This window comes from Streptomyces sp. NBC_00057 (assembly GCF_045041165.1).
In the GTDB taxonomy this organism is placed as follows: domain Bacteria; phylum Actinomycetota; class Actinomycetes; order Streptomycetales; family Streptomycetaceae; genus Streptomyces.
In genome coordinates this window covers 5387640-5401025 of record NZ_CP108256.1, presented here as the reverse complement: position 1 = coordinate 5401025, position 13386 = coordinate 5387640, and the positions used below count along the sequence as shown (strand labels likewise).

The following is a 13386-nucleotide window of genomic DNA, read 5'->3' as shown; positions in this document are numbered from 1 at the left end:
CGGACGGCTCGCAGTGCGTCAGACGGCCCGCAGTCCGTGGGACGTGAAGATCTCGCAGGCCGAGGCGGTCTGCTCGGGGGTGGGTGACGGGGTGTCGTGCAGGGTGAAGGGCTTGCCCAGCGCCTGCCACTTCGCCTCGCCGAGCTTGTGGAAGGGGAGGACATCGACACGGGAGACATTGCCGAGGGAGGCGGCGAAGGAGGCGACACCGTCGACGTTGGCCGGGTCGTCGGTCAGTCCCGGCACCAGTACGAAGCGGACGTGCACCTCTTTGCCGAGGTCGGCGAGGCGGCGGGCGAAGTCCAGGGTCGGCTCCAGCGGTCGGCCGGTGACCTTGCGGTACGTGGCCCGGTCCCAGGACTTGATGTCGAGCAGGACCAGATCGACGTCGCGCAGCAGGGCGTCGGTGGCGCGGGCGCCCAGGAAGCCGGAGGTGTCCAGGGCGGTGTGCAGCCCCAGCCCGTGCTTGAAGCGGTGGAAGAGCTCACCGGCGAAGACCGGCTGCAGCAGTGGTTCGCCGCCGCTGATGGTGGCGCCGCCGCTCGCGGCCCGGATGAACGTCGTGTACTTGCCCGCTTCGGCAACGAGGTCCTCCACCGACATCCGGGTGCCGCTACGCATCCGCAGGGTGTCGACGTTGTGGCAGTAGAGGCAAGTCAGTGGACAGCCGGCCAGGAAGGCGACGAAGCGGGTGCCGGGGCCGTCGACGCCAGTCGACAGGTCCCAGGAGTGGACCGCTCCGGAGACCGGCCGACGGGTGGCCGCACCCGCCGGAGTGACGGAGGTGCCGATGTTGTCGATGTTGTCGATGTTGTCGATGTCGCCGATGTTGTCGATGTTGTCGATAGGTGGGGCCATGGCAGGGCCTCCTGTGCGGGCGGGGCGTTCGGTGGCCGGGCGCGACGGGTGCGGAGCGCGCGGCGCCGGGGCCCTACGGGGGATGGGCTCCCGACGCCGCGCGGTTCAGGGGGCTCGGAACGATCGGGGAGGATCAGAGCGAGCCGTGGAAAGTGCGGTTGATGACGTCGAGCTGCTGCTCGCGGGTCAGCCGCACGAAGTTGACCGCGTATCCGGAGACCCGGATGGTCAGCTGCGGGTAGTGCTCCGGGTGCTCCATGGCGTCTTCCAGAGTCGCCCTGTCGAGCACGTTGACGTTCATGTGGAAGCCGCCGCTCGCCATGAATCCGTCCAGAACGCCGGCGAGGTTCCGGATCCGCTCCTCGGGGGTGCGGCCGAGTGCGTCCGGCGTGATGGTGTTGGTCAGCGAGATGCCGTCCTCGGCGTCGTCGTACGGCAGCTTGGCGACCGACAGTGCGGAGGCGATGTAGCCGTGCTCGTCGCGCCCGTTCATCGGGTTGGCACCCGGGGCGAACGGGGCGCCGGAGCGGCGGCCGTCGGGGGTGTTGCCGGTCTTCTTGCCGTAGACGACGTTGGAGGTGATGGTCAGCACCGACTGGGTGTGCGCCGCGCCCCGGTACGTCGGGTGCTTGCGGACCTTCTCCATGAAGTCGTGGACGATGCCGCGGGCGATGGCGTCGGCACGGTCGTCGTTGTTGCCGTACGCAGGGTAGTCGCCCTCGATCTCGTAGTCCGTCGCGAGACCCGTCTCGTCCCGGATCACCCTGACCCGGGCGTGCTTGATGGCGGAGAGCGAGTCGGCGGCGACCGACAGACCTGCGATGCCGCAGGCCATGGTGCGCAGGATCTCCCGGTCGTGGAGGGCCATCTCCAGGCGCTCATACGCGTACTTGTCATGCATGTAGTGGATGACATCGAGCGCGTGCACATACGTCCTGGCCAGCCAGTCGAGCATCGCGTCGTACCGCTCGGCGACGGTCGCGTGGTCGAGGTACTCGTCGGTGACCGGCTCGAAGCCGCTCACCACGAGCTTGCCCGTCCTCTCGTCACGGCCGCCGTTGATCGCGTACAGCAGCGCCTTGGCGACGTTCACACGGGCGCCGAAGAACTGCATCTGCTTGCCCACCGCCATCGCGGAGACGCAGCAGGCGATCGCCGTGTCGTCGCCGTACTTCGGGCGCATCAGCTCGTCCGACTCGAACTGGAGCGCCGAGGTGTCGATGGCGACCTTCGAGGCGAACTCCTTGAATCCGGCGGGGAGTCGCTGCGACCAGAAAACCGTGAGGTTCGGCTCGGGGGCCGGGCCCAGGTTGTAGAGGGTCTGCAGGGCCCGAAAGGTCGTACGGGAGACGAGCGGGCGGCCGTCCTCACCGATGCCGGCCATCGACCAGGTGACCCAGGTCGGGTCGCCGGAGTACAGCTCGTTGTACTCCGGGGTGCGCAGGAAGCGGACGATACGGAGCTTGATGACGAAGTCGTCGATGAGCTCCTGTGCCCGCTCCTCCGTGATGAGTCCGCGCTCGATGTCGCGCCGGAGGTAGATGTCGAGGAAGTTGTCGATGCGGCCGATCGACATGGCCGCACCGTTCTGCTCCTTCACGGCACCGAGGTAGCCGAAGTACAGCCACTGCACGGCTTCACGGCCGGTGCGGGCGGGCCCGGAGATGTCGTGGCCGTACGACATCGCCATCGCCTTGAGCTCGTTCAGGGCCTTGATCTGCTCAGTGGTCTCCTCGCGGTCCCTGATGACGTGCTCGGTCGGCCACTGCTCGCCGAGGGCGGCCCTGTCGGCCTCCTTGGCTGCGATCAGCCGGTCGACGCCGTAGAGGGCGACGCGGCGGTAGTCGCCGATGATGCGGCCGCGGCCGTAGGCGTCCGGCAGTCCGGTGATGATGCCGGAGGAGCGGCAGGCCCGGATTTCGGGTGTGTACGCGTCGAAGACCCCCTCGTTGTGGGTCTTGCGCAGACGGGTGTAGATCTCCCTGACCTCGGAGTCGGCCTCGTAGCCGTACGCGTTCAGCGCGCCCTCGACCATCCGCCAGCCCCCGTTCGGCATGATCGCGCGCTTGAGCGGGGCATTCGTCTGGAGGCCGACGATCAGATCGCGGTCGGCGTCGATGTAGCCGGGCTCGAAGGCGTCGATCCGGGACGGGGTCTTCACGTCCACGTCGTGAACACCGCGGGCGATCTCGTCCGGGAACATCGCAAGGAGCTTCTCCCAGACCGCGGTTGTCCGGGCGGTGGGGCCGGTGAGGAAGGAACTGTCGCCCTCGTACGGGGTGTAGTTCTGTTGGACGAAGTCGCGGACGTCGATGGCGTCGCGCCACAGCCCGCCCCTGAAGCCGTCCCAGGCCCCGCTGTCCGTCGTCACCTCTGCCGCAGTCGCCGTCATGGCCCGCACCTTCCGAGATCGTCCGTGCGCCTCATTGCCGCTGCGTCCATTGCACTCCCGATTTCCGCAGTCCCGGGCCCGCAATGGTCCCTGCCGAAGGGCCCAAGGTCCCGTCAGATATCGGACCCGGTCCGACATCACCGCGCTGACCTGTGGTTTCTCCGAGGGCTTTGGACCCTTAGCGCTTGTGAATGCTTTCACAAGATTTTCCCGACCCGCGTCGGGGCGCGCCCCCCTGTGCGCCGCCGATCCTCGTCTGGTCTGCTGGTCCCCATGCCCGGAATGACTGCCCGCAGCCGCACTGAGAGACATCGCGCGTCGACCCCGCTGGAACTCTTCTTCGACCTCTGCTTCGTCGTCGCCGTGGCGCAGGCCGGCGGGCGGCTGCTGCACGCCGTCGCCGAGGGCCACGCCGCCACCGGAATCGTCAGCTACGCGGCTGTCTTCTTCGCGATCTGGTGGGCCTGGGTCAACTTCACCTGGTTCGCCTCGGCCTACGACACCGACGACCCGCTGTACCGCGTGGTCACGTTCGTCCAGATCACCGGTGTGCTCATCTTCGCCGCCGGGGTGCCGCGCGCCTTCGACGCGGGCGACTGGACAATCGGCGTCGTCGGCTACGTCGTGATGCGGCTCGCCCTCACCAGCCAGTGGCTGCGCGCCGCGTACTGCACCCGGGGCGCCGAGCGGCGCGTCGCGCTGCGGTACGCCATCGGGATCACCATGGTGCAGCTGGGCTGGATCGGCATGCTCCTGCTGACCGACGACACGGGCTGGGCGCGTGCCGCCGTCTTCGTCGTGCTCGCGCTCGCCGAGATGTCCGTTCCGGCGATCGCCGAGCGCGACCGCGCGACGAGCTGGCATCCGCGCCATATCGGTGAGCGGTACGGCCTGTTCACGATCATCGTGCTGGGCGAGACGATCGCGGCGGCCACGGTCGCGGTCCAGGAGGCGGTGGACGAACACCAAGCGCTCGGTGAGCTGCTGCCGATCGCCGCGGGCGGGCTTCTGATCGTCTTCTCCGCCTGGTGGATCTATTTCGCCGTGCCGATCCATGACTACCTCCGCGGCAGCAGGGAAGCGTTCGTCTGGGGATACGGGCACTACCTGATCCTCGGCTCCGCGGCCGCGATCGGCTCGGGCATCGAGGTCGCGGTGGAGGAGGCCGTGGGCAAGGCCCATGTCTCGGACACGGTGGCCGCCGCCGCGGTGACCGTGCCCTCCGCACTCTTCCTGCTGACGGTGTGGGCGCTGCACACCCGCCACTTCAAACGCGATCTCGCGGAGCAACTGTCGCTCCCTGTGGCCGCGCTGGCCATCCTGGCCTGTACGTTCGCCGGGGGGTGGGCGGTTCTCGCGGCCGGCCTGGTGGCAGCGGCGACCGTGACCGTGGGGGTGATGCTGTCCCGACGGCCCGCTGTGACGGGATGAGCGCACGGGGCGGTGAGCGATGAGTCGCAAGTGGCACGTCGTGAGTGGTGAATCCAGTGAGGAGCACGCAATGACGGAAGAACCACGGAAGCCGGCAGACCTCTCCGTCGCGCAGCGCACATCGCCCACATCGTCCGGGCCGCTCGACGCGTCGGCCGATATCACCGGGCCGCTCGACGCACTGACCGATGTCACCGGGCTGCGCGTCGGCCATGCGCAGGTGACGGGCGCGGGCGCACTGAGCGGCACCACCGTGGTCCTCGCCCCCGAGGGCGGTGCGATCGCGGCCGTCGACGTACGCGGCGGCGGCCCCGGCACCCGGGAGACGGACGCGCTCGATCCGCGCAATCTGGTGCAGCGCGTGGATGCCGTCGTCCTGACGGGCGGCAGCGCGTACGGCCTGGATGCGGCGTCCGGCGTGATGGCCTGGCTGGAGGAACAGGGGCGCGGGGTGCGGGTCGGCCCCGATCCGGCGCACGTGGTGCCGGTGGTCCCTGCCGCATGCATCTTCGACCTGGGGCGGGGCGGTGACTGGCGGGCCCGCCCGGACGCCTCGACCGGCCGCGCGGCGGTGGAGGACGCGGCGGGTACGGAGCCGGGGGCGCCGGTCGTCGAGGGAGGTGTCGGCGCCGGTACGGGCGCGGTCGCCGGGCAGCTCAAGGGCGGGGTGGGCACAGCGAGCGTGCGGCTGGCGTCCGGGATCACGGTGGGCGCGCTCGTCGTGGTGAACGCGGCAGGCTCGGTCGTCGATCCGCGTACCGGAGTGCTGTACGGGGAGTACGGCGTCGCGGAACCGCCGGTGTACCCCGCGCCCGAGGTCCACCTGGCGGCGCAGCAGCGCCTGGCCGAGGCGCGGGAGGCGAACACGCGGCCCCCGCTCAACACCACACTCGCCGTCGTCGCCACGGACGCCGATCTCACCCGGGCCCAGGCGCAGAAGCTCGCGGGTACGGCGCACGACGGACTGGCGCGCGCCGTCCGCCCCGTACATCTGCTGACCGACGGGGACACCGTTTTCGCGCTGGCCACCGGCGCCCGGCCGCTGGATCCGCAGAACCCGATCGCGCTCAACGACCTGCTGGCGGCCGGTGCGGACACCCTGACCCGTGCCATCGTGAAGGCCGTCCGGGCAGCTCGGAGCGTCAACGGCCGCCCCGGCGGCAGCAGCTGTCCCGCGTACAGCGATCTCTACGGCGCTCGTGGGAACCCCTCACGGCCGTCGCCGCACAGCCACCCGGACCCCGACTCGCCTCCCGGGTAAGGAAGTTCGGACGAACCGCCAGGAACCATCTGCGTGTGTCATACGTTTTCCTGAACCCCGGTCACGATGTCGGACCCAGGGACTACGTTAAGCACGCACCAAGTAACACGCGGCGACGGCCTGGAGACAGCACCTTGAGCGATCCGTACGAGACAACCGAGCAGCACCTCGAGCGACTCCTGCGACGGGCACTCAACTCTTTCGACCTGCCCGACAGTACGGTCGAGAGACTCGGTACCGCGCTCGCCCACAGCAGTTCCCTGCACTCCTCGCACCACAGTTCCGTACTTCACCGCGAGACCTACCGGCATACGTATCTGCTGTCCGACGGCACCCCCTTCACCCTGTGGGAGCTGGTGCACGGCGGTCCACGGAGCACGAGGGACCCGCGGCCGGGGACGGAGCCCGACCTCCGGCACCACGAGCTGTACGACGACGAGGCCGATATCCAGATCGCCGCCGCCCGGCTGGCCGGCGGCTTCGGTGAGGTCCCGGTGTTCGGGGACGACGGGCCGCACGCCGACCTGGAGCTACTCACGGTTCTGATGGCGGCTCCCCCGGTCCCGCTGCCCCGGATGTACGCCCCGGACAATTCCGCCGACCATGCCCGCCGCGTCCTGCGCCGCGCGGAGAACAGCGACGGCCCCGGCGAGGAGACCGCCCGGCTGCTGCGCGCCGCCTTCGCCCACCACATCACCCAGGTCTTCGGCCGACAGTGCCGGGTGGACGGGCGGGACGCCGGATTCACGCTCTACGAGCATGCCTTCCTGCTCCTCGACGGCAGCGAGACGAGCCTGTGGGAGGTCGAGCACACGGCCACGCCGGACGGCCGCCACATGTGCGAGGTGTACGGCGACGAGGACGCCGCACGCGGAGCCATGGAGAGCCGTACACGCATCTGCTGACCGTGGGGGGCGGGGGCCCACGCTCGCACCCGCACACGCAGGTGCCCGCACCCCCGAGGGGTGCGGGCACCGTCGCGCTTCAGGGCATCACGGCGTCAGCGCGGGCTCCTTGCCGAGCTCGACCTCGGGCTCGGTGTCCATGACCTCGTCGCCATCCTCCACGTGCTGCCGCGGCCGCGCGGGCAGCGCGAACATCACCAGGAAGATCACTGCGAGCACCCCGGCCACCCACCAGAGCGAGTGCTGGAACGCCTCCGCGAACGCCGGGCCCACCTCCTGCGGCGCCAGCCGGTCGCCGATCGAGCCGAAGAAGACGACCGAGACCAGTCCGAGCCCGAGCGCATTGCCCATCTGCTGCACGGTGTTGATCAGCCCGGAGGCCGAACCCGAGTGCTCCTTCGGCACCTCGGACAGCACCGCTTCCGTCAGCGGGGCCACGATCAGGCCCATGCCGGTGCCCATGACCACCAGCGGCAGGACCATCTGCCAGGACGTGATGCCCATGCCGTACCGGTCGGACTCCCAGATGTAGAGGAGCAGACCGACGATCATCAGCAGCGCACCCGCCTGGAGGACCTTGCGGCCGAAGCGGGGCACCAGCTTCTGTACGGAGATCCCGGCGGCGACCGAGACGGCAATCGAGAACGGGATACCGGTCGTGCCGGCCCGCAGCTCGCTCCAGCCGAGACCCATCTGCATGTAGAGCGTCCAGACCAGGAAGAAGATGCCGAGGCCGATGCCGAAGGTCAGCTGCACGGCGATGCCCGCCGCGAAGCTCTTGACCCGGAACAGCGACAGCTCGACCAGCGGCGAACCGTCCTTGCTCGCCTTCTTCCGCTCGAACACCACCAGGACCAGGAACACCAGCAGGCTGCCGACCATCGACACATAGCCCCAGACCGGCCAGCCCAGCTCGCGCCCGCGGGTGAGCGGGTAGATCAGCATCAGCATCCCCAGCGTCACCAGGGCGACACCGATCAGGTCGAGCCGGAGCGCCTTGGGGGCCTTGGACTCGGTGATGAACTTCCGCCCCAGGATCAGGCCGGCGATGCCGACCGGCAGGTTGATCAGGAAGATCGGCCGCCATTCGAGACCGGCGATGTTCCACTCGGTGAGCAGCGCGCCCAGCAGCGGTCCCGAGACGGCGCCGAGACCGACTATCGCGCCGAAGAGACCGAAGACCTTGCCGCGCTCGTGCGCCGGGAAGGTGGCGTGCACGATCGACAGCACCTGCGGAACCATCAGCGCGGCGGTGCCGCCCTGAAGGATGCGGGAGGCGACCAGCATCTCCGGGTTCGCGGCGAAGCCGCAGAGCGCGGAGGCCAGCGTGAAGCCGCCGATACCGATGAGGAAGAGCCGCTTGCGGCCGTAGATGTCGCCGAGCCGGCCGCCGGTGATCAGACCGGCCGCGAAGGCCAGGGCGTATCCGGCGGTGATCCACTGGATCGAGCTGAACGAGGCGCCGGTGTCGCGCTTGATGCTCGGGATGGCGATGTTGACGATCGTGACGTCGACCAGGTCCATGAAGGCCGCGGTCATGACGATGGCGAGGGCGAACCAGCGTCGCCGGTCCGACGGGTCCGAGGACACCGTGGGCCCGGATGCCGTGGACGGCAGAGATGCGGAAGAAGTCATAGGAAGAAGCTAAACAGCCATTAGGTCAGTTCATGACCCAATGGGTGGGCATCCTGATGAGATGACCCACACCCCGGCACGAGGCTGAGCCCATGACCGACACCCCGGCACGACTGCTGAATCTGCTGTCGCTCCTCCAGACACCCCGCGAGTGGCCGGGCAGCGAGCTCGCCGAGCGGCTCGACGTCAGCCCGCGCACCATCCGCCGCGACATCGACCGGCTCCGCGAGCTCGGCTATCCGGTCGAGGCCTCGCGCGGATCGGTCGGCGGCTACCGCCTCGTCGCGGGCACCGCCATGCCGCCGCTGCTCCTCGACGACGAGGAGGCGGTGGCCATCGCGGTGGGCCTGCGGGCGGGTGCCGGCCATGCCATCGAGGGGGTCGACGAGGCGTCCGTACGGGCTCTGGCGAAGCTGGAGCAGGTGCTGCCGTCACGATTGCGGCACCGGGTCTCGACCCTGCAGAACGCGACGATGCCGCTGACCCGCGGCGACGGCTCGACGATCGATCCGCACACGCTGACGGTGATGGCGGCGGCGGTCACCGGGCGGGAGCGGCTGCGGTTCGCCTACCGTGCGGGCGACGGCGCCGAGACGAAGCGGCAGGCCGAGCCGTACCGGCTGGTGAGCACCGGGTGGCGCTGGTATCTCGTCGCGTACGACCTCGGGCGCGAGGACTGGCGTACGTTCCGGGTCGACCGGGTCAGCGAGCCGTTCGCGACCGGGGCCCGGTTCACACCGCGCGAGCTGCCGACGGGTGATGCGGCAAAGTTCCTCAGCGGCTCCATCGCCCGACGGCAGCCGGAGCTGGCGGTCGATGTGAGCTTCGCGGCCCCGGCGGACTTCGTGTCCGCGCGGCTGCCGACCTCGATCGGCCCGTTGGAGCGGACCGGCGAGAACAGCTGTCGGCTGCGGGCGGTCCTGTCGGACTCGCTGGAGTGGGTGGCGCTCCGGCTGGCGCTGGTGGACTGCGAGTTCACCGCGCACGAGCCACCACAGCTGGTGGAGCACCTGAGGCATCTGGGCGCCCGGCTGACCCGCGCGACAGCACACTGACACGTCACCGCCCGGACGACGACCGCCCCGGCCGCCACCGAACGCACAGAAGGCCGGCTTCCACCGAGCGCGCAAAAAGAATGAGCCCCGGCGCCAGGGGGGGGTGGGCGCCGGGACTCAGTTCAGGGGGTCACACGAAGCGACCTATTTCGGAGGTTACTGGACGATGGCTCACGCCGCAGCGTCAAAACCCGTGTCGTGGGCCATTCGCTTCAGTTCGAGCAGCGCGTGCTTCTCGATCTGGCGAATCCGCTCACGGGTCAGCCCGTGCTGCTTGCCCACCTCGGTGAGGGTCCGCTCACGGCCGTCCTCGATGCCGTACCGCATACGGATGATCGATGCGGTGCGGTTGTCGAGCTTGCCGATCAGGTCCTCCAGCTCCTCGCTGCGCAGCAGCGTCATCACCGACTGCTCGGGCGACACCGCGGAGGTGTCCTCCAGCAGATCACCGAACTGCGTCTCGCCCTCGTCGTCCACGGACATGTTGAGGCTGACCGGGTCACGGGCCCAGTCCAGGACATCGCCCACGCGCTCCGGCGTGGAGTCCAGCTCGGCGGCTATCTCCGTGTGCTCCGGCTCGCGCCCGTGCTCACGGTTGAACTCGCGCTGCACCCGTCGGATCCGGCCGAGTTCCTCCACCAGGTGGACGGGGAGCCGGATCGTGCGGGACTGGTCGGCTATGGAACGGGTGATGGCCTGACGGATCCACCACGTCGCATACGTGGAGAACTTGAAGCCCTTGGCGTAGTCGAACTTCTCGACCGCGCGCACCAGGCCCGCGTTGCCCTCCTGGATCAGGTCGAGCAGGGGCAGCCCGGCCCGCGGATAGCGGCGGGCGACGGCAACGACGAGCCGAAGGTTGGAACGGATGAATATGTCCTTGGCGCGCTCGCCCTCGGCGACCAGCGCCTCCAGCTCCTCGCGCGTGGCTCCACCGGCTTCGCTCTCCACCGCACCGTCGAGAATCTGCCCTGCGTAAACACCCGCCTCGACGGTTTGCGACAGCTCGACCTCCTTTGCGGCATCGAGCAGCGGCGTACGCGCGATCTCGTCCAGGTACATGCCGACCAGGTCGCGATCGGCGATCTCTCCGCCAGAGGCGCGAACACTGCTTGCCCGGCTGGACCCGCCGGTGGCGGACGAACGTCGGGCGACGGCACGGGTTGCCATGCGTGCTCCCTTGCTGAGTAGGTCGCGACACCCTCTCGGGTGCCCTGCATCCGATGGAAACAACGACTGGAATCCGGACAGAATTCCCATGCATGGCATTCACTTTCGCGATCATGCAGTACCCTGTGCCGCCGCGAAGGGAGCGCGCATGCCGAGCATCCAGACAGAAGTGCAGGTCAGGCCGGGCACCGAAGGTGATTTGGTGGCGCTCACGGACATCTACAACCATTACGTACGTGAGACCGCGCTCACATTCGATACGGCCCCCTTTACACCCGAACAGCGGCTGCCGTGGCTTCGTTCCCATTCTGAAGACGGCCCGCACCGTCTTCTGGTTGCTCAGGATGTCCGCATTGTCGGCCCCGCCTCGGTCCTGGGGTACGCCACCAGCAGCGCCTTCCGTCCCAAGGCGGCGTACGCGACCTCGGTCGAGGTGAGCGTGTACTGCGCCCCGTGGGCCACCGGCCGCGGCATCGGCACGCTCCTCTACTCATCCCTGTTCGAGGCGCTCGCCGGCGAGGACGTGCATCGCGCGTATGCGGGCATCACCCAGCCCAACGACGCCTCGGCCCGACTGCACGAGCGCTTCGGTTTCCGCCATGTCGGTACGTACGCCGAGGTGGGCCGGAAGTTCGACACGTACTGGGACGTGGCCTGGTGCGAGAAGCGGCTGGGGCCGCAGTCCTAGGGCTCGGCCCGGTCGCGGCCTAGGCCCACGGCCCGTTACGCACCGCGGGCGCCGCGCCTAGCGTGCTGCCGTATGAACGACACGACGAGCAGGAACGGCACACCCGGCAGGGACGGCACAACCAGCGGGAACGGCACACCCGACACCACCGGTGCCACCGACGACACCACGGGCACGCTCGACGAGGCTCTGGAACGTCTCCACACCGCGGGCCCCGAGCGGAACGGCTGGCTGAGCAATCACGGCCCGATGGCCGTCGAGGCGCTGGTCCGGCACGGTCAGGCACCGGCCGTCCACCGGTGGCTCGACCACTACAGCCACAAGCTGGAGGACATGCCGGACACCGCGTCCCGGGTGACCGCGGAGAACTGGCGCGAGGCCCTGGGCGACCCGCGCCGGATCGCGGACTGGACTGTGTATTTCGAGCGGGAGACGGCCGAGCGCCCCTGGCGGGACGTCCTGACCGAGTGGTGGCCGCGGCTGCTGCCCGGCATCGCGGCGGGCGCCACCCACCCCGTGATCCGGGTCGGCCACTCCGTACGCACTCTGCTCGCCGGCGAGTCGAGCGCGCCCCGGATCACCGAACTCGCCCACGGCCTCGGCTACTGGGCCGCCCGCCACCAGCCGCTTGCCACGTTGACACCGCTGGCGCCCGCACCGAGCGCCGCGGCCGCGCTGGACGCCGTGCCGCCGGTGCCCGAGCAGAGCGGCGGCATCCGGGACCGGCTGGCGCAGCTCACCGCGTTCCCGGTGTGGCCGCAGCGGTTCACCGACGACCCGGACGAGGCGCGGGCCCGGCTGGAGGAACTGGTGCGGGCCGCGACCCACCGCTATGCCACGCACGGGCACGGCGAACCGATCATGCTGGTGCATGCCGCGACCGCACCCAATGCCGTGCTGCGCACGCTGCCCGCGCTCCCCCGCGCACTGTGGGTGCCGAGCCTGGAGGCCGCCTGGGCGGCGAGCGCCGCGGTCACCGCCGCGTACGGCCCGGCCGAGCCGGCCCCGTACACACCGGCGACAGCGTCCGCCGAGGAGCTCTTCGCACGGGCGGCGGCGCACGGCGACGATCACACCATCAAGTTCACGGACACCGCACTGGACATCGGCGATGCGACGGCCCTCGCCGCCGCACTCCGCTCGATCGAGCTGAACCCGCCGGCCCTGTGACAGGACCCTGGACAGAGCTCAGCCGAACTGCACCGACCGCTTCGCGAGTCCCATCCAGAATCCGTCGATGACGCTGCGGCCCCGGTCCAGCTCGCCCTCCGAGGCGCCGAGCGTCACGAAGAGCGGCGCGAAGTGCTCGGTGCGCGGGTGGGCCAGCCGGCCGGCCGGGGACTTGCGCTCGAAGTCCAGCAGCGCGTCGATGTCCTGCGCCTGGAGTGCCCGGTCCCCCCAGTCGTCGAACTCCGCCGACCAGCCGGGGGTGCCGCCGCCCGCATGCCGCAGGGCGGCCAGGTTGTGGGTGAAGAAGCCGCTGCCGACGATCAGGACGCCCTCGTCGCGCAGCGGTGCGAGCTTGCGCCCGATGTCCATCAGCTTCTGCGGGTCCAGCGTCGGCATGGAGATCTGGAGTACGGGGATATCGGCACCGGGGAACATCTCGACCAGCGGGACGTACGCCCCGTGGTCGAGCCCGCGGTCCGGGATGTCCTGGACCGGCGTACCGGCTCCGCGCAGCAGTTTGCGTACGTTCTCCGCCAGCGCCGGGGCGCCCGGGGCGGCGTACTGCACCTGGTAGTAGCGCTCGGGGAAGCCCCAGAAGTCGTGGACGAGCGGGACGGGCTCCGTCGCGCCGAGAGCGAGCGGGGCCTCCTCCCAGTGCGCGGAGACCATCAGAATCGCACGGGGGCGGGGCAACTGCGCGGACCAGGCGGCCAGTTCGCCGGGCCAGACCGGGTCGTCGGCCAGCGGCGGTGCGCCGTGGGAGAGATAGAGGGCGGGCATGCGCTCCGCGGTGACAGTCATGGCACTCCCCATCCGCTGCT

11 protein-coding genes are annotated in these 13386 nt (G+C 69.8%); 6 read left to right on the top strand and 5 right to left on the bottom strand.

Annotated features, from left to right (window positions below):
* Positions 1-18: 18 nt before the first annotated feature.
* Entirely contained in the window at positions 19-858 is an 840-nt protein-coding gene (gene pflA / locus OG953_RS25450; protein WP_405687112.1) for a pyruvate formate-lyase-activating protein, read from the bottom strand.
* 133 nt (positions 859-991) lie between these two features.
* A complete protein-coding gene (gene pflB / locus OG953_RS25445) occupies positions 992-3250 on the bottom strand; it encodes a formate C-acetyltransferase (RefSeq protein ID WP_405687110.1) in 2259 nt (752 codons plus the stop codon).
* 282 nt (positions 3251-3532) lie between these two features.
* On the opposite strand from pflB, the gene OG953_RS25440 reads away from it, so the two are divergent.
* The 3 genes from OG953_RS25440 to OG953_RS25430 all read left to right on the top strand — a co-directional run bounded on the left by OG953_RS25440 (position 3533) and on the right by OG953_RS25430 (position 6847).
* Entirely contained in the window at positions 3533-4681 is a 1149-nt protein-coding gene (locus OG953_RS25440) for a low temperature requirement protein A (protein WP_405692051.1), read from the top strand.
* Between the two features lie 70 nt (positions 4682-4751).
* Positions 4752-5942 (top strand): P1 family peptidase, encoded by a 1191-nt coding sequence (locus OG953_RS25435; protein ID WP_405687109.1) that lies wholly within the window; start codon positions 4752-4754, stop codon positions 5940-5942.
* A gap of 134 nt (positions 5943-6076) precedes the next feature.
* Positions 6077-6847, top strand: coding sequence for a DUF6227 family protein (locus OG953_RS25430; RefSeq protein WP_405687108.1), 771 nt, complete (start codon positions 6077-6079; stop codon positions 6845-6847).
* 87 nt (positions 6848-6934) lie between these two features.
* Here the strand turns inward: OG953_RS25430 and OG953_RS25425 are convergent, their stop codons facing one another.
* On the bottom strand, positions 6935-8482 hold the full coding sequence (locus OG953_RS25425; protein WP_405687107.1) for an MFS transporter: 1548 nt from the start codon (positions 8480-8482) through the stop codon (positions 6935-6937).
* Between the two features lie 92 nt (positions 8483-8574).
* Here OG953_RS25425 and OG953_RS25420 point away from each other — a divergent pair, with 92 nt between their 5' ends.
* Positions 8575-9537: a helix-turn-helix transcriptional regulator gene (locus OG953_RS25420; protein WP_405687106.1), complete on the top strand. Its 963-nt coding sequence runs from the start codon at positions 8575-8577 to the stop codon at positions 9535-9537.
* A 171-nt stretch (positions 9538-9708) separates the two neighbouring features.
* Here the strand turns inward: OG953_RS25420 and OG953_RS25415 are convergent, their stop codons facing one another.
* Entirely contained in the window at positions 9709-10707 is a 999-nt protein-coding gene (locus OG953_RS25415) for an RNA polymerase sigma factor RpoD/SigA (protein ID WP_405687104.1), read from the bottom strand.
* Between the two features lie 148 nt (positions 10708-10855).
* Here OG953_RS25415 and OG953_RS25410 point away from each other — a divergent pair, with 148 nt between their 5' ends.
* Both OG953_RS25410 and OG953_RS25405 read left to right on the top strand, forming a co-directional pair.
* On the top strand, positions 10856-11395 hold the full coding sequence (locus OG953_RS25410) for a GNAT family N-acetyltransferase (protein ID WP_405687103.1): 540 nt from the start codon (positions 10856-10858) through the stop codon (positions 11393-11395).
* Between the two features lie 72 nt (positions 11396-11467).
* Positions 11468-12565: a questin oxidase family protein gene (locus tag OG953_RS25405; RefSeq protein ID WP_405687102.1), complete on the top strand. Its 1098-nt coding sequence runs from the start codon at positions 11468-11470 to the stop codon at positions 12563-12565.
* 18 nt (positions 12566-12583) lie between these two features.
* Here OG953_RS25405 and OG953_RS25400 read toward each other — a convergent pair whose 3' ends face one another.
* Positions 12584-13366, bottom strand: coding sequence for a dioxygenase (locus tag OG953_RS25400; protein ID WP_405687101.1), 783 nt, complete (start codon positions 13364-13366; stop codon positions 12584-12586).
* Between the last annotated feature and the right edge of the window lie 20 nt (positions 13367-13386).

Excerpts from the sequence above, each read along its gene's own strand:
- pflA (WP_405687112.1), bottom strand. The coding sequence starts at position 858 with ATGGCCCCACCTATCGACAACATCGACAACATCGGCGACATCGACAAC.
- pflB (WP_405687110.1), bottom strand. The coding sequence starts at position 3,250 with ATGACGGCGACTGCGGCAGAGGTGACGACGGACAGCGGGGCCTGGGAC.
- OG953_RS25440 (WP_405692051.1), top strand. The coding sequence starts at position 3,533 with ATGACTGCCCGCAGCCGCACTGAGAGACATCGCGCGTCGACCCCGCTG.
- OG953_RS25435 (WP_405687109.1), top strand. The coding sequence starts at position 4,752 with ATGACGGAAGAACCACGGAAGCCGGCAGACCTCTCCGTCGCGCAGCGC.
- OG953_RS25425 (WP_405687107.1), bottom strand. The coding sequence starts at position 8,482 with ATGACTTCTTCCGCATCTCTGCCGTCCACGGCATCCGGGCCCACGGTG.
- OG953_RS25420 (WP_405687106.1), top strand. The coding sequence starts at position 8,575 with ATGACCGACACCCCGGCACGACTGCTGAATCTGCTGTCGCTCCTCCAG.
- OG953_RS25415 (WP_405687104.1), bottom strand. The coding sequence starts at position 10,707 with ATGGCAACCCGTGCCGTCGCCCGACGTTCGTCCGCCACCGGCGGGTCC.
- OG953_RS25410 (WP_405687103.1), top strand. The coding sequence starts at position 10,856 with ATGCCGAGCATCCAGACAGAAGTGCAGGTCAGGCCGGGCACCGAAGGT.
- OG953_RS25405 (WP_405687102.1), top strand. The coding sequence starts at position 11,468 with ATGAACGACACGACGAGCAGGAACGGCACACCCGGCAGGGACGGCACA.
- OG953_RS25400 (WP_405687101.1), bottom strand. The coding sequence starts at position 13,366 with ATGACTGTCACCGCGGAGCGCATGCCCGCCCTCTATCTCTCCCACGGC.